This is a genomic window from Pelagibacterium sp. H642, assembly GCF_031202855.1.
Lineage (GTDB): Bacteria > Pseudomonadota > Alphaproteobacteria > Rhizobiales > Devosiaceae > Pelagibacterium.
Genome location: NZ_CP101829.1, coordinates 2,446,431 through 2,467,327, shown reverse-complemented (window position 1 = coordinate 2,467,327; position 20,897 = coordinate 2,446,431). Strand labels below are relative to the sequence as shown.

Sequence of the window (20,897 nt, the reverse complement as noted above, 5' to 3'; positions counted from 1 at the left end):
GGACGGTCCCTCCCCGCACGCGGGAAGGGACCAGGCAGACAACCTTAGTCCTGGAACGGCTCGTACCAGGCGGCAAGACCGGTGGTCAGCGCCTCGCCGATGGCTTCCGGCGTGGTTTCGCCGGCGAACAGCTTCTGCATTTCGCTCTGGATCAGCACCGAGCCCGAGGGCTCGCCATAGCGGAAGTGCACCAGCATCAAATAGGGGATCGAGCTCTGGTTGAGTTCATTGACCTCGGCCAGCAGCGGATCGTCAAAGCTCACGCCCGGAACAGCGGAAATGTTGTTGAGCGTATTGGCAAAGGCCTGCCCGAACTCCTGGCTGGCGAGGTAGTTGACGAAAGTGATCGCGGCTTCCTTGTTGGGGCTGGCGGCGTTGACCGCATAGCCGCCATCAAAATAGAGGCCCACGAGCTTTTCGTCCTCGGCCGTCTCGCCCGGCGCTGCAAATACGCCCATCTCGATTTCGGAGTTGAGGCCCTCGAAGGTCGCAAGCTCATACGAGCCGCCGATGAACATGCCGGCCATGCCCGAAGCGAACAATTGCTGCGCGGATGGGTAGTCGAGCCCGATAAAGCCGTCGGGGAAATACTCCTGGGCGAGATCGTTGACCGCCGCCAGAGCGCTGGTGAAGCGCTCATCGGTGAAGTCGGCTTCACCCGCCATCAAGTCGTCGTAAAAGTCCGAGCCCATCAGCGAGGAGCCCAGCCCAAAGGTCACCGTTTCGTTCTGCCATGCCGTCGCCGTGCCGTTGGCAAAGGGGATGATCCCGGCGTCCTTGAGCGACTGGCTCAACGCCACCAGCTCTTCCCAGGTCTGAGGTTCCTCGAGCCCGTTGGCATCGAAAATCGCCTTGTTGTAGATCACGAGCTGGGTCTGGCTGGCAAAGGGAACGGCATAGATCTGCCCATCCTCGCGCACGCTTTCGGCCGCCAGCGCCGGCTCGGCGAAATCGGCCAGCGCAGGGACGTTTTCTTCCGACAGCGGCTCGAGATAGCCGGCCGTCGCAACGTTTTCGAGCCCGCCATAGGCGCGCACCATCATCACGTCCGGCCCCGTGCCACCGGCTAGGGCGGTGGAAAGGATCGTGTTGTAGTTGGTTGCCTCGAACGTCTCGAAAGTGACCGAAATATCGGGATTGGCAGCCTCGAACGCTTCGATGAACTGCTCATAGGCGGCGCGGTCCTCCTGCCGCCAGCTCCAGAACGTCAAATCCTGGGCCAGTGCCGGGGCAGCCGTGACCATTGCGGCCAGGGCAGCGCCAATACGGATCGTGTTGGTTGTCATGGTGTTCCCTCTCTTTGTTGGCATGGACATGTTTTGAGCCCTAAGGGGCCAACCGCCGGCCATCCTCGGCGGAAAAGAAATGCGCGGCGCCCGGCGCGACATCCATCGTCACTTTCTCGTCGGGCGCGTAGCTTTCATTGGGTGCGGTCCGGGCCGCAAGCAGCGTGCCATCGGCCAGCCGCACATAGACATAGGCGTTTTCGCCAAGGTATTCGGTGTAGACCACCTGCCCGGCAAAGCCCTCGCCGCCCTGTCCACGCGCCAGCCGGACCGCGTCAGAGCGCACGCCCAGCTTGATCGCTCCGGTGCCGGGGCGGTTGTCGACGGTCAAGGCACCGCCTCCTTGCATCCCGAGGTGATTTCCCTCGCCCTCCACATCGATGAGCGTCATGCGCGGCGAACCGATGAAAGTCGCAACGAACGTGTTGGCCGGCGTCTCGTAAAGCTCGCGAGGCGAGCCCACCTGTTCGATGCGCCCCGCATTCATCACAACGATCTTGTCGGCCAAAGTCATCGCCTCGACCTGATCGTGGGTGACATAGATCATGGTGCCGCCGATCTGGCGATGAAGGCGCGCGATCTCCAGCCGCACTTCGGAGCGCAACGCCGCATCGAGATTGGAGAGCGGCTCGTCGAGCAGAAACACCTGCGGCTTGCGCACCAAGGCGCGCCCGATGGCAACCCGCTGGCGCTGCCCGCCCGAAAGTTCGCGCGGCTTGCGCTGCAGAAGCGGCTCGAGTTGCAGCATGCGCGCCGCCTCGGCGATCCGCGCTTCGACCTCCTCCTTGGAAAGGCCCATCAGCCGGGCGCCGAACGCCATGTTCTCATAGACGTCCATATGCGGATAGAGCGCATAGGACTGGAACACCATTGCAATCCCGCGCCGCGAGGGCGGCACTTCGTTCATGCGCTGGCCATTGAGGAAAAACTCACCCTCGGTGATCGGATCGAGTCCCGCGATCAGCCGCAGCAGCGTGGACTTGCCGCAACCCGATGGGCCGACGAACACCACGAACTCCCGATCCCCGATTTCGAGATCGATGCCATGCAGCACCTCGGTATCCCGGAAGCGCTTCTTGATGCCGCGGAGCGAGAGCTGAGCCAAAATTCCTCCTTTGGTGGTCTTGTCCCGCCCCTCCGAGGCGCGGACGACGGAATACTGAATTCCAAAAACTGCCAGTGTCAAGAATAGAATATTACAAAACCGTCAGGATCGACAGATGCGAAACCACCGCCCAGGCCAAGCCCCCGCGCCCTTAAGTCTTGAGCACGGTCACGGCGGTTTCGCTGTTGTGGATATAGTCATGGGAATCGGCCTGGCGCCGCAACAGCATGATGAACAGCATGTCCATCAGCATCAATTGCGCATCGCGCGAGGTGATGGCCGAAGAGCGCACCCGCTCCTCGTCGGCGACGGTGAACAGGTGGATGTCGGCCATCTCGAGCAATGGGTTGGGCTGTAGCCCGGTTACCGAGATCAGCCGCGCCCCGCGCCGCTTGGCCAGTTCGGCAATGCGCAGCGTTTCAAGACTCCGTCCCGAATGGGAGAGCGCCAGCAGCACATCGGCGTCATTGAGCCCGGACGCGTTGGCAATCTGAATATGGCTGTCGCTGTCCATCAGCACCGAACGGCCGAGCTTTAAAAGCTTGTAGGAGAAATCCCGCGCCACCAGCGATGATGCCCCAACGCCCGCAAGCTGGATCTTTCTCGCGCTACCCAGGGCCTCCAGCGCTGCGTCGATGGTGTGCTCGTTGTTGGCGGCCGACGTTTCGCGCATGGACAAAAGCTTCGATCCGATCAGCTTTTGCAGGATCGTCATGTAGCTGTCGCTGGCGTCGATCGTGCCATGGATGACCCCGCCCGGCGTCTGCCATTCCAGCGCCTTGGCCTTGTTCACCGCCAGCTTGAGCTGCTGATATCCACCATAGCCGAGCTTTTGGCTGAACTTGACAACGCTCGATTGGCTGCGCCCCGTGGCCTGGGCCAGCGCCGCCGAGGACATGGCCAGCATCTCATTGGGATGATCGATGATGAACTGGGCGATCTGTCGATCGGCCGTCGTCAGGGTATCGAGCTGGGCGCTGAGAGCTTTGAGTATCGACATGCCTTTTCCCTCGCGATGCCGGTAACCGGATTCGCCGCCAACGGCCATCGCGTTGGCACCTCCCCACGGGCACGGTCTTCCACCCATTGTGCACCGGCGCGCACCAATTAGGAATACAATATTCCACATTTCGTTGACACTTGGAATAATCGCTCCTAGCATCCGAACGCGAAACTGCATGAGGGAAGCATGGCAAAAAGCGTTCTGATGGCCGAGCTGGGGCAACTGGTTTCGGAGGCCAGGAACCCGGCCACGATGCAGATCGATCTCATGTCGACCGACGAGATCCTGGCTGCGATGAATGCCGAGGACGCCAAGGTTTCCCGGGCGGTTGAAACCGAACTTCCCCATATCGGCGCGGCCGTTGACAAGATCGTCGAGGCCTTCAAGGCCGGCGGCCGCCTCATCTATATGGGCGCCGGCACCAGCGGACGGCTGGGCGTACTCGATGCGTCCGAATGCCCCCCGACCTTCGGCGTTCCCGAAGGCATGGTCGTTGGCCTGATCGCCGGCGGCGACCGCGCCTTGCGCTACCCGATCGAAGGCGCCGAGGATGATCGTGGCGAAGGCCGCCGCGAACTCGAACGCGTCGAAGTTTCGGCAAAGGACGTGGTGGTCGGCATCGCCGTCAGCGGACGCACCCCCTACGTCATCGGCGGGCTCGATTACGCCGCCAGCATCGGTGCCACCACCGTGGCGCTTTCGTGCAATCCCGATTCCGTCATCGCTCGCATGGCCGATATCGCCATATCCCCCGTGGTCGGCCCCGAGGCCCTTACCGGTTCGACCCGCCTCAAATCGGGAACGGCCCAGAAGCTGGTGCTCAATATGCTGACCACCGCCAGCATGATCCGCATCGGCAAATCGTACGAAAACCTGATGGTCGATCTCTCGGTCAGCAACGAAAAACTTGCCGCCCGCGCCACGCGCATCCTGGTCGAGGCAACCAACTGCACCCCCGAGGAAGCCGAAAACTATCTCGCCCAGAGCAACAACAACGTGAAACTCGCCATCCTCATGGCCCTCACCGGCCTCGACGCCAAGGCGGGCGAAGCGGCGCTGATCGAGGCCGATGGTTTCCTCCGGCGGGCCGCCGCTCAACATCAGCCGCGCGCGGCGAGCTAAGGGGGAAGGCCATGGATCTGCTCGTCAATCTCTATGGCCGCAAGCTCGACGAACTGCGCCAGCGCGCCGAAGCCGTTGAGGCCACCATCCGCACCGCCCTGCCTCCCGAGCAGCACATCATAAAGGACTGGGTGCGCACCCATTTCAGCGAATATTGGGTCAGCGAAGTCAGTGCCGCCATGGCGCATCAGCCGCCAGGCTGTCTCGTCGCGGTGATCGATGGCGAACTTGTGGGCTTTGCCTGTCACGACGCCACTGCGCGCGGTTTTTTCGGCCCCACCGGCGTCTCCGAATCTCAGCGCGGCAAGGGCATAGGGCTGGCGCTTTTCTATCACACGCTGGTGGCCATGAAGGCCCAGGGTTATGCCTATGCGATAATCGGCTCGGCCGGTCCTGTGGATTTCTATGTCAACGCGGCGGGCGCCATGCCCATCCCGTCAGACAATGAAGATATCTATCAGGGTCTTTTGCGCATCAAGCCAAAGCCGGAGGCGGAAAACTGACCATGGCCTCGCCCCCTCTCGCGCTTTTCGTCGGAATGCCCGGCCTTGAACTCTCGCCCGATGAAATCGCCTTCTTCCGCGAAACCAACCCCTTCGGGCTGTTCCTTTTCAAGCGCAATCTCGACAATCCCGAGCAGATCAAGCGCCTCTGTGCCCAATTCCGCGAAGCTGTGGGTCGCGAGGACGCCCCGGTCTATATCGACCAGGAAGGCGGCAGGGTTCAGCGTCTCGACAATGGCAACTGGCCGTTGTTCCGCAGCCTGGGCAGCTTCGGCGCGCTGGCGCGAAAAGATCTGGATCTCGCCCGGCACGCCCTGCGCCTCTCGAGTCTCGCCATGGGCACGATGATGGCCGAGCTGGGCATCGGTAGCGGCACCACCCCTGTGGTCGATCTGGCGCGCAAAGGCACCCATGACGTGATCGGCCAGCGCGCCTTCGGCGACGATCCCGAACTGGTCACGACACTGGGCCGTGTGGTCATCGAAGCCATGCTCGAGGTCGGCTCCATGCCCATCATGAAGCACATCCCCGGCTATGGCCGCGTGACCGTCGACCCCCATTTCGATTGCCCGGTGGTTGACGCGCCGATCGAGGATATGCGCGAGACCGATTTACGCCCCTTCGTGGCGCTCAAACACGCCTCGCCCTGGGCCATGGTCGCCCATCTCATTTTCACAAGGCTCGATCCGGAGCGCCCAGCTTCGGTTTCCCCCATCGTCTGCGACTTCATCCGCAGCGATCTGGGCTATGATGGCGTTATCGTCACCGATTGCCTCACCATGGAGGCGCTCAAGGGCACTTGGCCCGAGCGGGTCCGCGCCGCCCTCGACGCCGGCTATGACATCGCCCTCCATAGCCAGGGCGATCTGGTCGCCAGCGAGGCTGCCGCGAGGGCCGCGCACCCGCTTGGCGCCAAAAGCCTCGATCGGATTGCCAGAGCCCAGTCGCGGCTGGGCAACAAACGGGTGGAGGTTAAGGAACTCCACGCGGAGGTGGAAAAGATCTTTACGGACGCCGGCCTGGCTTGAACCGCCGGCAAGCAAAGGAGGAAATGGGAAATGCTTAGAACCTTGTTGACCACAGCGGCCTCTGCCGCGGTTCTCGCACTGGCCGCCCCGGCCCTGGCACAGGACGAAGGGAACGTTCTGACGGTAAGCGCCGAACAAACCACCACCTGGGTGCAGAACTTCAATCCGTTCAGCCAGACATCGGCCCGCTACACCACCCACGATTTCATCTACGAGCCACTCGTGGTGTTCAACCGCCTCAAGGGCAACGAGCCGCACTTCCGCCTCGCGGAAAGTTTCGAATTGGCCGATGACCTCAATTCCATCACCTTCACCCTGCGCGAAGGCCTCAAATGGTCCGATGGCGAAGATCTTACCGCCGACGACGTGGTCTTTACCTATGACTACATCCGGCAGCATCCGGCGCTCGATTTCATCTCGGTGTCCGCCGAAGTGGAGTCGGTGGAAAAGGTCGATGAGCGTACGGTGCGTTTCAACCTTGTCGAGCCCAATTCGCTGATCGCCAACACCATCGTCGGCATGCCCATCGTGCCCGAGCATGTGTGGTCGGAAATCGAAGACCCAGTGACCTTCGCCAATGAAAACCCCGTCGGCTCGGGCCCGCTAACCGAGATCACCCGCTTTACCCCGCAAGTCTACGAGCAGTGCCGCAACCCGCACTATTGGGATGCCGACAATCTCGACGTCGATTGCATGCGCCTGCCCCAGCTCGCAGACAATCCCCAGGTGCTTGCTGCCCTTGCCAATGGCACGCTCGATTGGGCGACAAGCTTTATCCCCGACATCGACAATACCTTCGTTGCCGAGGACCCCGAGCATCACAAATACTGGTTCACTCCGTCCAGCCTTGTGTCCTTCCAGCTCTCGATGGTGACGCCGGACGAAAACAACCGCAAAGCCTTCAACGACGTCAATTTCCGTCGCGCCCTGTCCATGCTGATCGATCGCCAGACCATCGTCGACATCGCCGGTTACGGCTATCCGCTGGTCAATGAAGATCCTTCCATGCTGGGCGAACTCTATGCCTCGTTCTCCAATCCGGAGGTCGAGACCCAGTTCGGCCAGTATGGCCGCTTCGATATGGATGCCGGCTTGGCCCTGCTCGATGAATCCGGCTATGTCGACGCCGATGGCGACGGCTTCCGCGACAATCCCGATGGCACCCCCATCGCCATCGACATCATGGTCCCCAATGGCTGGACCGACTGGATCGACGCGGTCCAGATCGCCATGGAAACGCTCACCGAAGCGGGCCTCAACGTGCAGATGAGCACGCCCGAGGCCGCGGTCTGGACCTCCGAGTTGATTTCGGGCGAATACTCCATGACCCTCAACGCCCTGGCGTCGGCGGCAAACCCCTACTTCCCCTATATCCGCACCTTTAACCCCGAAGATTTCGGCAGAAGCCGTTTCTCTGCACCCCATTGGGAAAATGCCGAGTTGATGGAGCTTTTGGGGCAGTACACCCAGGTCAGCGACGCGGACGAACAGAAGGCGATCATGGACGAAATCCAGATGATCGTGGCCGAGGCCATGCCGGTCATCCCGATCTACAACAGCCCGTCCTTCTACCAGTACAACACCAGCCGCTTCACGGGCTGGGCCAGTGCGGAAGACCCGAAATATTCCCCGGTGGTCTCCAACGCCAACCCGTCCCGCCTGCTGCAATTGCTCGATCTCGAGCCGGTGGCCCAGTAAGCGGAAATGACATCGGAGGGTGCGCCAAGGGCGCACCCTCCTTTCAAAAAGAGGAAAGAACGTTATGGCCTTTTTGCTGCGGCGACTGGCGTTCTACCTGGCGGCATTCATCGCCGCCGCCACCATCAATTTCTTCCTGCCTCGCATGATGCCGGGCGACCCCATCGACATCATGTTCGCCAGCGCTGGGTCCGAGCTGTCGCTGGAAAACCTCAACGCTCTCAAGCTCACCTTCGGCTTCATCGACGCGCCCCTCGGCGAGCAATACATCGCCTATCTCAAAAGCGTCTTCACGGGCGATCTTGGCCGCTCGATCAAATATTTCCCCCTGCCCGTCACCGAGCTTTTGGGCCGAGCCCTGATCTGGACCGTCGGCCTTATGGGCATCGCAACGCTTTTGAGTTTTGCTCTCGGCACCTTTCTCGGCGTCATGGCGGCCTGGCGGCGCGGCACCCTTTTCGATTCCGTCGTCTCGCTCTCGGCCATCTTTTCCAGCTCGGTCCCCGCTGTCGTCGTATCACTGATCGTGCTGTTCGTTTTCGGCTACACGCTGGAGTGGTTTCCCAACGGCTATGCCGCCGACCCCATGCTCGATCCGGGCTTGAACTGGGGCTACATCTCCAGCGTCATCTATCATGGCACCTTGCCCATGCTCACGCTGGTCATCGTCTTGACCGGCGGCTTTGCCGTCACCATGCGCAACAACATGATCAACCTCCTGGGCGAGGATTACATCGTCATGGGCCGCGCCAAAGGCCTGCCCGATGGCAATGTCATGATCTGGTATGCAGCCCGCAACGCACTCCTGCCCACCGTGTCCAGCCTCGCCATCGCCATCGGCACCGTTCTGGGCGGCTCGCTCGTTACCGAAGTGGTGTTCAATTATCCCGGTCTCGGCAACACTCTCTATCAGGCCATCCTCGCCCGCGACTATCCGGTCATCCAGGGTCAGCTCCTCATCATGACCGCCGCCATGCTCGTCGCCAATTTCATCGTCGATCTGAGCTATGTCCTGCTCGATCCACGTCTCAAGAGAGCCTGAGCCATGGCCTTGCTCAACCAGCTCCTGCACAACCGCAAGGCCCTGATCGGCCTCTCGATCCTCCTCATCATCGTCCTTGTCGCCATCTTTGCGCCTCTGCTGACCGAGTACAGCCCGGTGCGGCGCGTTGGCCGACCGCATCAGCCGCCCTCATGGGAGCATTGGCTGGGCACCACACGGCTAGGGCATGACGTCTTCTCCCGCCTCGTTCACGGCGCCCGCGTCTCGCTGGCCGTCGGATTCGGTGCGGGCCTGATGATCACGCTGATCGGCACCGTGCTCGGCATTACCGCCGGCTATAAGGGCGGCGTGGTCGATGAGGTCATCAACTTCTTCACCAACATGGTGCTGGTCGTCCCCAACCTGCCGCTGCTTTTGGTGCTGGCCGCCTTTATCGGTCAGGCAAGCCCCCTGGTGATCGCCATCATCCTCGGCCTTACCTCCTGGGCCTGGGGCGTGCGCGTCACCCGCGCCGAAACGCTCTCGGTCCGCCAGCGCGATTTCGTCAAATCCGCCGAAATGCTGGGCGAACCCTCATGGCGCATCATGGCGCTGGAGATCTTCCCCAACCTCATTTCCATCGTCGGCATCAACTTCATCGGCAGCGTGATCTTCGCGGTCATCACCGAAGCGACGCTGGAATTTCTCGGCCTGGGCGATCCCAACACCGTTTCCTGGGGCATCATGCTTTACAACGCGCAGAATTCCTCGGCCCTTTCGGTCGGCGCCTGGTGGGACCTGCTTTCGCCCTGTATCGCCCTGGCGCTCCTGGGCCTGGGTTTGGCGCTCATCAACTTCGCCATAGACGAGATCGCCAATCCGCGCCTGCGGACCGGCGGCATGCTCAACCGCTGGACGCGCATGGTCCGGCTCGGGGAGGGCAAGCTGTGAACGAGCCGGTCCTTTCCATCCGCAATCTCACCATCGATTATGTCGGTGCCGACAAAACCTTCCATGCCGTCAAGGGTGTGAGCTTCGATATCGCCCCGGGCGAATTCTTCGGCCTTGCCGGTGAATCGGGCTGCGGAAAATCGACAATCGCCTTCGCCGTCAGCCGCCTGCATCGTCCGCCCGCGCTGATCCGCAAGGGCAGCCGGATTCTTGTCGGCGGCCGCGACGTGCTCGAACTGGACGATAAACAATTGCGCAGTTTTCGCTGGCGCGAGGTGGCGATGGTGTTCCAGAGCGCCATGAACTCGCTCAACCCGGTCCTCACCATCGAAACGCAGTTCTACGACGTCTTGAGGGCTCATACTGCGATCAGCCGCAAACAGGCCCGCGAACGCGCCGCCGAGCTTTTAAGGCTTGTCGATATCTCCCCTGATCGCCTTTCGGCCTATCCGCACCAGTGCTCGGGCGGCATGCGCCAGCGCATCGTCATCGCCATCTGCCTCGCGCTCAATCCCAAACTGTTGATCATGGATGAACCGACCACCGCGCTCGACGTGGTCGTCCAGCGCGAAATCCTTCAGCGCATCGACGTGCTGCGCAAGCAATTGGGTTTTTCCGTGCTGTTCATCACTCACGATCTGGGTCTGATGGTGCAGGTCAGCGACCGCATCGGCATCATGCTCGAGGGCGAGTTGGTCGAAATCAACGACGCGCGCACGATCTATACCGCTCCCCAGCACCCCTACACCAAACGCCTCTGGGCCTCGATGCCGCGGCTCCATGGCGAACAGATCCGCCCCGAGGCGAGCGCATGACCGCCCCCGATCCCATTCTCGCTCTCGACACCGTATCGAAATCCTTTGGCCCCGTTCACGCCGCGCGTTCGGTCTCGCTCGAGCTGCGCCCGGGCCGGACCCTGGCCCTGGTCGGCGAATCCGGCTCGGGCAAAACCACCGTCGCCCGCCTCATCATGCGCGAATATCAGCCCGACGACGGCCGGTTGCTCTATCGCGGCCAGCCGCTGGGCACGGGCGATGCCAAGGCGCTAAAGTCCTATCGCTCGGCGGTGCAGATGGTGTTCCAGGATCCCTTCGCTGCGCTCAACCCTGCCCACACCATCCACTATCATCTCAGCCGTCCCCTGCGGCTGCACCAGCGCGGCCTTAGCCGGGTCGAGCGCAAGGGCAGGATCGAGGAATTGCTGGCCCGCGTGAAACTCGATCCGGCCCTGATCATGGGCAAATACCCGCACGAATTGTCCGGCGGCCAACGACAGCGCATTTCCATCGCCCGAGCCCTGGCGGTCAATCCGCAGGTGATCGTCGCGGACGAACCAACCTCGATGCTCGACGTCTCGGTGCGATTGGGCATCCTCAACTTGCTCAACGACATGAAGAGCCAGCTCGGGCTTGCGCTGCTTTACATCACCCACGACATCGCCACCGCCCGGTTCGTCGCCGAAGACATCATGGTGATGTATGCTGGTCAGGTGGTCGAATGGGGCGCCATGGAGAGCGTGCTGGGAGATCCCCAGCATCCCTATACGCGGCTGCTCCTTGCCGCGGTTCCCGACCCGGACCGGCGCTTTGCGGACTCCCTTGTCGAAAACGAGCTGGAAAGCATCGAAACCATCCGCCGCCAATCCGCCTTGCCCCAACCCGAAATCCGGCAAATGGGCGAAAACCATTTCATCAGGCCCATGCCCGCCACGTAAAGTCGTCGCTTTTGCTGGAAACGCGTTAGCTACCGCGCCACTCGCCCGCCCGTCATCGGGCGCGGAGCGCCGGTCGTCGTCGGAAAGCTGATCGGCAGCCCGGCCAGCGTGCGCGCCGCCAAGAACCCGAAGCATTCGGCCTCGATCGCATCCCCGCGCCAGCCGACGTCATCGGCATTGAGCACCTCGACGTCCGCGCGCTCTGCGATCATCTCCATCAGCGCTGGATTGCGCCGCCCGCCGCCGCAGACGATCACACGCCCGGGCCGTTCCGGCAGCAGGTTGAGCCCCTTGCCCACGGCGCTCGCGGTAAACGCCGTCAGCGTCGCCGTACCGTCTGCAAGGCTCAACCCTTCCGCCATGCTGGCGGGAAAATCGAAGCGGTCGAGCGACTTCGGCCACGGTGCGCCGAGATAGGGATGGTCCAGCAGCCGGGCCAGCCGCGCCTCATCCACCGTCCCGCTGCGCGCCAAAGCTCCGTCGCGGTCCATGTCCCCTTGCCCACTCGCCTTGACCCAATCGTTGATCGGCGCGTTCGCCGGCCCCGTATCGAAGGCGATCAGTCTCTCCGCGCCATCCCACCAGGTGATATTCGCCACCCCACCCAGATTGAGCACGGCGGTCTCGCCCCCGGCATCGACCCCACGCAGCAGCGCTTGATGATAAACCGGAACCAGCGGCGCCCCCTGCCCGCCCGCACGCACATCGGCGGAGCGAAAATCATAGACCACCGGCACGCCCAGCATCTCGTGCATAAGCGCTCCGTCCCCGAGTTGCCGCGTATCTCCGATGCGCCCCGGCGTCGGTGCCCGATGCAACACCGATTGCCCATGAAACCCGATCGCCCCGATCTCGGTCATCGCCATGCCCGAGCTTTCGACCAAGCGAAGCACGGCCTCTGCCTGAGCACGCGTCAGCGCCTCCTCGGCCCGCGCAAAAATCGCCGGCTCCGGCCCCTCGAAATTCCACCGCCGCGCCGCGGCCAGTGTCTCCTCGAGCAGCACGCGGACCTCGGCGAAATAAGGTGCAAGCGTATACGGCCCGAACTCTTCGACGCGCTCTCCATCGGTCCTGAGCAGGGCAATATCGATATTGCCGTCCAGCACCGTTCCGGTCATCAGCCCGACCGTCCAGATCGCCGCCATCGCTAGTTCCCAGCCCCGTTGATCGCATCGCCCACTGCGCGACGTAAAACGAAGATGCCGCTGTCGAAATGGCGGCTCGGATGCACCCTGTTGGTCAACAGCGTCCAGGCACGACCGCGCGAAAAATCGATCCACAGCCCGGTGCCGGTGAACCCGGTATGCCCGAGGGTCTCGGGCGAGCAATGCTCCCCGCCCGACCAGCCCTCATACGGCCGCTCCCACCCATGGGTGCGCCGCCCCGACAGCGGTGACCGCATCAGCCACACCGCTCCGGTTTCCGCCGTGAGCACGCGTTGAGCGAAATCGAGCACTGCCGAGGCCGTACCGAACAGCCCCGCATGCCCAGCGCCCGCGAGCGCCGCGCAGTTCTCGTCATGGACTTCCCCCACCAGCACCCGGCCCCGCCACGGATCGGTCTCGGTCGCGGCGGCCAGGCTCGGGTCCGCCGACCAAGCAAAACCGGGACCGGGATCCATCTCGCGTATACCTTTGCCGGCAAGCCGCTCAAGCGCGATGCCCAAAAGGATGAAGTTGATGTCCGAATAGACAGCCGGCCCCGCGCTCCAGGCATGTTGCAGCACGAAATGCCGCAACAGGTTCGGATCGGTGCCATAGGTATAGAGCGGAAACACCCCCGGAAACGGCGTCTGGTGTCCCAGGCATTGCCGGAACGTCACTTTGCGCTGCCAGTTGTCGGGGTTGTATTGGGCAAAGTCCGGAATAGCCGTGGTCAGCGGCGCATCGAGGTCGATCTTCCCCTCTTCCGCCAGCGCCAGGATACGCGGGGTCGTGAACAGCACCTTGGTGAGAGACGCCAGATCGAACCAGGTTTGGGCGGTCATTGCGCGTTCGATGGGTACCGTCTGCGCCTTCCCCACCGCCCTTACGGCCCGCGCCCCCGCCGCATCCACGACACCAAGCACCCCGCCCGGAATCCGCCCCGCAGCAACGGCCTCCGCCAACGGCGCAAGGCCGCGATCCAAAACAGTCTCCAAGCTCACGACATCTCCGGCATTAGATTTGCCGGCACTGTAGCGCTCGACGATTTTCCATTCCAGTCGCCCGACCGGATCGCCATTGGTCCGCTTGAGCGGGAGCCGCAGCCTCAATTGTTCTGACCGAACCGCCGAGAGATTGTCCGCGTCCGGCCTAGAGCTGCTTTCTGGTCAGCTTTCCCAGCACCCCGATGATGCCCTCGCGGAACAGCATCACGGCAATGACGAAGGTCGTCCCCTGGAGCACGGTGACCCAAGCCCCAAGGCCCGCAAAATAATTCTGCATGGTGACGATGATGGCCGCGCCCAGGATGGGGCCGAAAACCGTGTGCATGCCGCCCAGGAGCGACATCAGCACCACCTCGCCCGACATGGCCCAGTGCACGTCGGTGAGCGAGGCGAGCTGGAAGACCAGCGCCTTGGTCGCCCCTGCCGTGCCCGCCAAGGTCGCTGACATCACGAAGACGGCAAGCTTGTAGCGATTGACCTCGTAGCCCAGAGAAACCGAGCGCGGCTCGTTCTCCCGGATGGCCTTGAGAACCTGCCCGAACGGGGAATGGATGATGCGGTAGATCAGGAACAGCCCGGCAAAGACGATCACGAACACGAAGACGTAGAAGGCGCTATCGTTGGAAATGTCGAAAAGCCCGAACAGCATGTTGCGCGGCACAGCCTGAATGCCGTCCTCCCCGCCGGTAAACGGCGCTTGCAGGGAGATGAAATAGACCATCTGCGCAAAAGCCAGGGTCACCATGGCGAAATAGATGCCCTGGCGCCTGATGGCGAGGCTCCCGATCGCCAGCCCGAGCACAGCCGATGCCGCCGTTCCCAGAAGCACGCACAATTCCGGCGAAAGCCCCCATTGCTTGGCCGCATGGGCCGAAACATAGCTGGCGGCCCCGAAAAACGCCGCATGCCCGAAGCTGAGCAGCCCGCCATACCCCAGGAGCAGGTTGAAGGCGCAGGCAAATAGCGCAAAGCACATCACCTTCATGAGGAAGACCGGGTACAAAAAGAACGGCGCGATGGCAAAGAACGCCAAAAGCCCCGCAAAGATCGCTAGATGAAGCCTGGGAATACCCAGATCCGCCGTATGCCGGGGGCGCGAAAAGGACATCGTCTGCTCGGCCATCACACAGCCCTCCCGAACAGGCCCTGGGGCTTGATCATCAATACGATCGCCATGATGACGAAAATCACCACCGCCGAGGCCTCGGGATAGAACACACGCGTAAAGCCTTCGATGATCCCCAGGCCAAAGCCGGTGACGATGGCGCCCAAGATCGATCCCATGCCCCCGATCACCACGACAGCGAACACCACGATGATCAGGTCGGCACCCATATTGGGGTTGACCGAATAGATCGGAGCGGCGAGCACCCCCGCCAGCGCCGCCAGTCCCACGCCGAACCCATAGGTGAGCGTCACCAGCCGCGGCACATTTATGCCGAAGGCGCCGACCATGGTGGGGTTTTCGGTTGCCGCGCGCAGATAAGCGCCCAGCCGCGTCTTTTCAATGGCAAACCAGGTGCCAAAGCACACGACGACCGACGCCACCACCACCCATGCGCGATAGTTGGGCAGGAACATGAATCCAAGATTGGTTCCGCCCTGGAGCTGGGACGGTATGGAGTAAGGCAGTCCCGACACCCCGTACTGATTGCGGAACAGGCCCTGGATGATCAGCGCCAGCCCGAAAGTCAAAAGCAGCCCGTAAAGGTGATCGAGGTGATAGAGCCGCGAGATCATCAGCCGCTCGATCACCACCCCGAACGCCCCGACCACCACCGGCACGATGATCAGCGCCCACCAGTAGTCGATCCCAAGATAGGTCAGCAGCATCCAGGCCACGAACGCCCCCATCATGTACTGGGCGCCGTGGGTGAAATTGATGATGTTGAGCAAACCGAAGATCACCGCCAGCCCCAGGCTGAGCAGGGCGTAGAATGATCCATTGATCAGCCCGAGCAGCAATTGCCCGAACAGGGCGGCAGCCGGAATGCCGAAGATCTCGAACATGGGCGTATGGCTTTCAAAGGCTCTTTGAACGGTTGGGACGCGCCGGGGAGGAGGAACCGGCGCGTCCCGTTTTCGCTGCCGGCCGGCTTACCCGACCAGTTCGCACCCGCCCTGGTCGAGCGGGCGGAAGGCGCTTTCGGCCGGAATGGTGTAGCCGAGCTCGTAATAATCCCAGGGACCTTCCGACTGGTCGGGCGACTTGACGCGGAACAGGTACATGTTGTGGATCTTGCGCCCGTCGGCCCGGATTTCACCTTCCCCGAACAGCGGGTCCGAGGTCGGCATGGCCTTCATCGCTTCCATCACCGGCCCGGCTTCCACGCTCTGGGTTTCCTCGATCGCCTTGAGATAGTGGAGCACGCCCGCATAGACGCCGGCATGAACCATGGTGGGCATGTCCCCGCCATTGCGCTCGGCGAAACGCTCGGACCATTCCCGCGTCCCCTCGTTGAGGTCCCAATAAAAGCTCTCGGTGAGCACCAGGCCCTGGGCGGTTTCCAGCCCCAGCGCGTGAACGTCCGAGATAAACATCAGCAGCGCTGCCAGCGACTGGCCCGACTGGGTGATGCCGAATTCGGAAGCCTGCTTGATGGCGTTGATGGTATCGCCACCGGCATTGGCAAGCCCGATCACCTCTGCGCCCGATGATTGCGCCTGCAACAGGTAGGACGAGAAATCCTGGCCGGGGAAAGGATGCCGCACGGTGCCCAGCACCTCGCCGCCCGCCGCCTCGACCACGGCCGCCGTGTCGGTTTCCAGCGCATGGCCGAAAGCATAGTCGGCGGTGAGGAAGAACCAGGTGTCCGATCCCGATTCCACCATCGCGGTACCCGTGCCATTGGCGAGCGCCCAGGTGTCATAAGTCCAGTGAACCGTGTTGGGCGAACATTGCGCGCCGGTCAGGTCCGCCGATCCGGCTCCCGAATTGATGAAGATGCGGTCCTTCTCGCGGGTGATCTCGTTGACCGCCAAGGCCGCCGACGAGGTGGGCACGTCGACGATGGCGTGCACGCCCTCCTCGTCATACCACTGGCGCGCGATGGTCGAGGCCACGTCCGGCTTGTTCTGGTGGTCCGCCGAGATGATCTCGACATTGATGCCCTTGTCGGCGGCCATGAAATCCTCGACCGCCATCTGCGCGGCAATTACCGAGCCCTCTCCCGAAAGGTCGGCATAGATGCCGGAGCGGTCGTTGAGCACACCGATCTTGACGTCGATCGCGTAAGCCGAGCCGGCCATGGCGCCTGCCATGGCCAAAGCCAGGATTGGAGTTGAGATTCTCACGTTGCTATCCTCCCTTGGTGAACGTGCCGGGCGTCTCCGACGCCCGGATCGGCGCTACACGCCCAGATAGGCGTGCAATTTCTCGGTATTGGCATCGAGCTCGCCATTGGGGATCATGTCGATCACCCGGCCCTGCTCGACGACGTAGTGGCGATCGGCCACCGACGCTGCAAAGTGGAAGTTCTGCTCGACCAGCACGATGGTGTAGCCCTCCGCCTTGAGCCGCGAGATGGTGCGGCCGATCTGCTGGACGATCACTGGTGCAAGCCCCTCTGTCGGTTCGTCCAGCAGCAGCATCTTGGCACCGGTGCGCAGAATGCGGGCAATGGCCAACATTTGCTGTTCGCCGCCCGAAAGCTTGGTGCCCTGGCTCGATAGGCGCTCCTTGAGGTTGGGGAACATTTCGAAGATCGTCTCGACCGCCATGCCACCCGGCTTGACCACCGGAGGCAGCATCAGGTTCTCCTCGACCGAGAGCGAAGAGAAAATCGCCCGTTCCTCGGGGCAAAGCGCGATCCCCGCCTTGGCGATGGCGCGCGATGGCGCCCCGATCAGCTCCTGGCCCTCGAGGCGGACCGATCCGCTGCGCCTTGCCAATATCCCCATGATGGCCTTGAGCGTCGTCGTCTTGCCCGCTCCGTTCCGCCCCAGAAGCGTCACCACCTCCCCCGGCGCGACGTCGAAATCGATGCCGTGGAGCACGTGGCTCTCGCCATACCAGCCCTCCAGTCCTGAAACGGCGAGCAGCGGCGCTTTCACAATATGGGTTTGCGCATCAGGCATGGCCGACACCGATATAGGCCTCCACCACCTGCGGGTCCTTGGACACCACCTCATATGGCCCCTCGGCCAGAACCTGGCCGCGCGCCAGAACCGTGATCGTGTCGGACAGATCGGCAACCACCGAAAGATTATGCTCCACCATCAGAATCGTGCGGTCGGCCGATATGCGCCTGATGAGCGCCGATATCCTGTCGACATCCTCATGGGCCATGCCGGCCATGGGCTCGTCGAGCAGTAGCATTTCGGGATCGAGAGCGAGCGTCGTCGCAATCTCGAGCGCGCGCTTGCGGCCATAGGAAAGTTCCGCGGCCGTGTGATGGGCGAAATCGTCCAGCCCCACCTCTTCGACGCGCCGCAAGGCTTCGGTGTTGAACTGGCCGAGCACCGTCTGGGCGCGCCAGAAATCGAAATTGGCCCCGCGCCTGCGCTGCAGGGCAACCCGGACATTTTCCAGCACCGTCAACTTGGGAAACACAGCAGAAATCTGGAACGAGCGCACCATCCCCAGTTGCGCGATCTCCGAAGCGGCGAGCGTCGTGATGTCCCTGCCGTTGAAGGTGATGGTGCCGGCCGTGGGCTGCAAAAATTTGGTGAGAAGATTGAAACAGGTGGTCTTGCCCGCCCCGTTCGGCCCGATCAATGCATGGATCGAGCCGCGCCTGACGTCGAGATCGACATTGTTGACGGCCATGAACCCCGCGAACTGCTTGGTCATGCCCTTGGCCGACAAGATGAGATCGGTGCCCGTCATTTTGCCGTCCACCCCCCATCGATGGAGATCGTGGCGCCGGTGATCGAGCGCGCCATTTCACCGGTGAGATAGAAGGCCATTTCGGCGATCTCCTCGGGCTGCACGAAGCGTTTGGTCGGCTGGGGCGCAAGCATCACTGTCCTGATCACCTCCTCTTCGCTCATCTTATGTACCCGCGCCTGGTCAGCCACCTGCGCCGCGACGAGCGGGGTCCACACATAGCCTGGACAGATGGCATTGACCGTAATCCCCGTTTCGGCCACTTCCAGCGCCACGGTACGGGTAAGCCCCACCACCCCATGCTTGGTCGCCACATAGGCGGACTTGTATGGGGATGCGCGCAGCCCATGCGCCGACGCCACATTGATGATGCGGCCCCAACCTTTCCGTTTCATTGCCGGAAGGGCGGCCCTAATGGTGTGATAGGCGCTGTCGAGGCTGACGGCGACGATGCGGCGCCAGTCCTGGGGTGCGAGTTCCTCGACCGCCGCGACCTTCTGGATGCCCGCATTGTTGACCAGGACATCGAGCGCACCGAACCGGTCGATGACCGCTCTTGCCAGCCCGTGGCTCTGCGCGTCGTCGGCAAGGTCGCCGGGGAAATATTCGGCCCGGCCGCCCGCGCCGCCGATCTCGTGCACGATCGCTTGGGCCTCTTCGGCAGTCTCAAGCCCGTTGACCGCAACGGTAAGGCCGGCCGCCGCAAGGCGCTTGGCGATCGCCAACCCGATTCCACTCGTCGCGCCGGTCACCAGCGCGACACGATGTTCGACGTCCTCGGACACCGCGCCTCCATCCCTTTGTTCGGACCCTTTGGGCCTTGTTCTTGCCGAACTACGTATCAAGGACCATGCCAAACGCTCCCACGCCCTCCCGGCGCCCGATTTTCAGGGACCTTCCGCATATGACAGTATCGCCGACTGGCGCCTCCAGGCTCGAGGTGTCCGGCTTTAGCTACGCTATTGTCCGCTAAACCGGACATTTGACGCCTTCGACTTGCATCTCTTGCCGGATGAACCGGACAGTTCTACGCTTTAGGGCGGAGGAGACCGCACGATGCCCGATACCCAGCTTGCCAATGCCAACACGCCCCCGGCCCTCGTCTCGGCTGCCATGGGGGCCTTCGACATGCTGCGCGAATATTTCGAGGGCGCCATCATGGTGGATGCCGATGCGCGCATCGTCTGGCTCGACGGCCGCTATCGCCGTCTGCTCAAGCTGGATGACGATTACGATCCGGTCGGGCGGCCGGTGGAAGACGTTCTGCCGCATTCGCAATTGCGCCGGGTGGTCAAGACGGGGCGGCCGAGCCTGCTCGACATCATGCAGTTCGACGACCGGCAGTTCGTCGTCTGCCGCATTCCGCTCAAGGATGAAGCGGGCGCGGTCAAGGCCGCCATCGGTTTTGTGTTCTACGACAATGTCGATTACCTCGCCCCGATCCTCAAGAAGGTCGAGCAGCTTCAAAAACAGCTTTCCCGCGCCCAGGCTGCTCTGACCCGCGAGCGGCAGACCAAATATTCACTCGCCAGCTTCGTTGGTGCCAGCGAGGTGGTTCAGGAGCTCAAATCCCAAATCCGCCGCTTCGCCCTGCGTGATGGGCCTACCCTGCTGCTGGGGGAAACCGGCACCGGCAAGGAGCTCCTGGCCCACGCGATCCATCAGGCGTCCGACCGGGCCGAAGGCCCATTCGTTGCCGTCAACATGGCGGCGATCCCCGAAGCTTTGCTGGAATCCGAATTCTTCGGCGTCATGCCGGGCGCCTATACGGGCGCGGAGAAAAAACCGCGCCCCGGCAAGTTCGAGCTGGCCCATGGCGGCACGCTGTTTCTCGACGAAATCGGCGACATGCCGCTCTCGATCCAGGCCAAGTTCCTGCGCGTTCTCCAGGAGGGCGAGATTGAGGCTTTGGGCTCGAACGCGGTCAAGAAGGTCGACGTGCGCATCATCGCCGCCACCTCCCAGGATCTCGAACAGCTCATGGCTGAGCGCCGTTTCCGCTCCGATCTTTACTACCGCATCGCCGTGCTCACGGTGAACGTGCCCCCCCTGCGCGAGCGGCGCGGGGACATCGGGGTGATCTGCGAGCGCCTGCTCGAAACCATCCCCCGCGCCGAGGACATGGCCGATTGGGTTATCAGAGACGACGCCGTCGCCTTGCTCCGCCGCCATGATTGGCCCGGCAATGTACGCGAATTGCGCAACACGCTCGAGCGCGCCGCCGCGATCGCTCCCACCGAAGTGCTCAGTTCCGAAATCATCGCCCGCGCCATGCCACGCTCGCCTTCACATCCCCCCGCGTCCGGCATCGATCCATCGGACCTCGCCGACACCCGCGCCCGCGCCGAGCGCGAGGCGATCATCGAAGCGATCGGCCGGGCCGGCGGCAACAAATCCGACGCCGCCCGCCTCCTCGGCATCTCCCGCAGCCAATTCTATGAAAAGCTCAAGCGCTACGATTTGAGCTGACCCTCTCCACCGCCACCTGCCAACGATCCCTGCTGCAAGGGCCGAGCCGAGAGGAATTG

Annotated in this window: 20 protein-coding genes; 9 read left to right on the top strand and 11 right to left on the bottom strand. The window is 62.6% G+C overall.

Annotated features, from left to right (window positions below; translation table 11 throughout):
• Positions 1 to 44: 44 nt before the first annotated feature.
• The 3 genes from NO934_RS12135 to NO934_RS12125 form a co-directional block, all read right to left on the bottom strand.
• On the bottom strand, positions 45 to 1,286 hold the full coding sequence (locus tag NO934_RS12135; RefSeq protein ID WP_309160227.1) for an extracellular solute-binding protein: 1,242 nt from the start codon (positions 1,284 to 1,286) through the stop codon (positions 45 to 47).
• Positions 1,287 to 1,326: 40 nt separating this feature from the next.
• Positions 1,327 to 2,391 (bottom strand): ABC transporter ATP-binding protein, encoded by a 1,065-nt coding sequence (locus tag NO934_RS12130; protein ID WP_309160226.1) that lies wholly within the window; start codon positions 2,389 to 2,391, stop codon positions 1,327 to 1,329.
• Positions 2,392 to 2,542: 151 nt separating this feature from the next.
• Positions 2,543 to 3,391: a MurR/RpiR family transcriptional regulator gene (locus NO934_RS12125; RefSeq protein ID WP_309160225.1), complete on the bottom strand. Its 849-nt coding sequence runs from the start codon at positions 3,389 to 3,391 to the stop codon at positions 2,543 to 2,545.
• Positions 3,392 to 3,580: 189 nt separating this feature from the next.
• On the opposite strand from NO934_RS12125, the gene murQ reads away from it, so the two are divergent.
• The 8 genes from murQ to NO934_RS12085 all read left to right on the top strand — a co-directional run bounded on the left by murQ (position 3,581) and on the right by NO934_RS12085 (position 11,392).
• Positions 3,581 to 4,516 (top strand): N-acetylmuramic acid 6-phosphate etherase, encoded by a 936-nt coding sequence (murQ, locus tag NO934_RS12120; protein WP_309160224.1) that lies wholly within the window; start codon positions 3,581 to 3,583, stop codon positions 4,514 to 4,516.
• An 11-nt stretch (positions 4,517 to 4,527) separates the two neighbouring features.
• A complete protein-coding gene (locus NO934_RS12115; protein WP_309160223.1) occupies positions 4,528 to 5,019 on the top strand; it encodes a GNAT family N-acetyltransferase in 492 nt (163 codons plus the stop codon).
• A gap of 2 nt (positions 5,020 to 5,021) precedes the next feature.
• A complete protein-coding gene (locus NO934_RS12110; protein WP_309160222.1) occupies positions 5,022 to 6,047 on the top strand; it encodes a glycoside hydrolase family 3 N-terminal domain-containing protein in 1,026 nt (341 codons plus the stop codon).
• A 30-nt stretch (positions 6,048 to 6,077) separates the two neighbouring features.
• Positions 6,078 to 7,745 (top strand): ABC transporter substrate-binding protein, encoded by a 1,668-nt coding sequence (locus NO934_RS12105; RefSeq protein ID WP_309160221.1) that lies wholly within the window; start codon positions 6,078 to 6,080, stop codon positions 7,743 to 7,745.
• A gap of 64 nt (positions 7,746 to 7,809) precedes the next feature.
• The gene (locus tag NO934_RS12100) at positions 7,810 to 8,787 is read left to right on the top strand and encodes an ABC transporter permease (RefSeq protein WP_309160220.1); all 978 of its coding nucleotides are present in this window, start codon (positions 7,810 to 7,812) and stop codon (positions 8,785 to 8,787) included.
• A gap of 3 nt (positions 8,788 to 8,790) precedes the next feature.
• Entirely contained in the window at positions 8,791 to 9,678 is an 888-nt protein-coding gene (locus NO934_RS12095; protein WP_309160219.1) for an ABC transporter permease, read from the top strand.
• Positions 9,675 to 10,493 (top strand): ABC transporter ATP-binding protein, encoded by an 819-nt coding sequence (locus NO934_RS12090; protein WP_309160218.1) that lies wholly within the window; start codon positions 9,675 to 9,677, stop codon positions 10,491 to 10,493. Before NO934_RS12095 ends, NO934_RS12090 begins: the two co-directional genes overlap by 4 nt.
• A complete protein-coding gene (locus NO934_RS12085) occupies positions 10,490 to 11,392 on the top strand; it encodes an ATP-binding cassette domain-containing protein (protein WP_309160217.1) in 903 nt (300 codons plus the stop codon). Before NO934_RS12090 ends, NO934_RS12085 begins: the two co-directional genes overlap by 4 nt.
• A gap of 29 nt (positions 11,393 to 11,421) precedes the next feature.
• Here the strand turns inward: NO934_RS12085 and NO934_RS12080 are convergent, their stop codons facing one another.
• The 8 genes from NO934_RS12080 to NO934_RS12045 form a co-directional block, all read right to left on the bottom strand.
• A complete protein-coding gene (locus NO934_RS12080) occupies positions 11,422 to 12,537 on the bottom strand; it encodes an anhydro-N-acetylmuramic acid kinase (protein WP_309160216.1) in 1,116 nt (371 codons plus the stop codon).
• Between the two features lie 2 nt (positions 12,538 to 12,539).
• Positions 12,540 to 13,538, bottom strand: coding sequence for a serine hydrolase (locus NO934_RS12075; RefSeq protein ID WP_309163718.1), 999 nt, complete (start codon positions 13,536 to 13,538; stop codon positions 12,540 to 12,542).
• Positions 13,539 to 13,686: 148 nt separating this feature from the next.
• Positions 13,687 to 14,649, bottom strand: a complete 963-nt coding sequence (locus tag NO934_RS12070; RefSeq protein WP_375143300.1) for a branched-chain amino acid ABC transporter permease — start codon at positions 14,647 to 14,649, stop codon at positions 13,687 to 13,689.
• Positions 14,650 to 14,663: 14 nt separating this feature from the next.
• Positions 14,664 to 15,551, bottom strand: coding sequence for a branched-chain amino acid ABC transporter permease (locus NO934_RS12065; RefSeq protein ID WP_309160214.1), 888 nt, complete (start codon positions 15,549 to 15,551; stop codon positions 14,664 to 14,666).
• An 87-nt stretch (positions 15,552 to 15,638) separates the two neighbouring features.
• Positions 15,639 to 16,802 (bottom strand): ABC transporter substrate-binding protein, encoded by a 1,164-nt coding sequence (locus tag NO934_RS12060; RefSeq protein ID WP_309163717.1) that lies wholly within the window; start codon positions 16,800 to 16,802, stop codon positions 15,639 to 15,641.
• 87 nt (positions 16,803 to 16,889) lie between these two features.
• On the bottom strand, positions 16,890 to 17,618 hold the full coding sequence (locus NO934_RS12055; RefSeq protein WP_309160213.1) for an ABC transporter ATP-binding protein: 729 nt from the start codon (positions 17,616 to 17,618) through the stop codon (positions 16,890 to 16,892).
• Positions 17,611 to 18,369: an ABC transporter ATP-binding protein gene (locus tag NO934_RS12050; RefSeq protein WP_309160212.1), complete on the bottom strand. Its 759-nt coding sequence runs from the start codon at positions 18,367 to 18,369 to the stop codon at positions 17,611 to 17,613. Before NO934_RS12050 ends, NO934_RS12055 begins: the two co-directional genes overlap by 8 nt.
• Positions 18,366 to 19,154, bottom strand: coding sequence for a 3-hydroxybutyrate dehydrogenase (locus NO934_RS12045; protein ID WP_309160211.1), 789 nt, complete (start codon positions 19,152 to 19,154; stop codon positions 18,366 to 18,368). Before NO934_RS12045 ends, NO934_RS12050 begins: the two co-directional genes overlap by 4 nt.
• 271 nt (positions 19,155 to 19,425) lie before the next feature.
• Here NO934_RS12045 and NO934_RS12040 point away from each other — a divergent pair, with 271 nt between their 5' ends.
• Positions 19,426 to 20,838 (top strand): sigma 54-interacting transcriptional regulator, encoded by a 1,413-nt coding sequence (locus NO934_RS12040; RefSeq protein ID WP_309160210.1) that lies wholly within the window; start codon positions 19,426 to 19,428, stop codon positions 20,836 to 20,838.
• Positions 20,839 to 20,897: the final 59 nt, after the last annotated feature.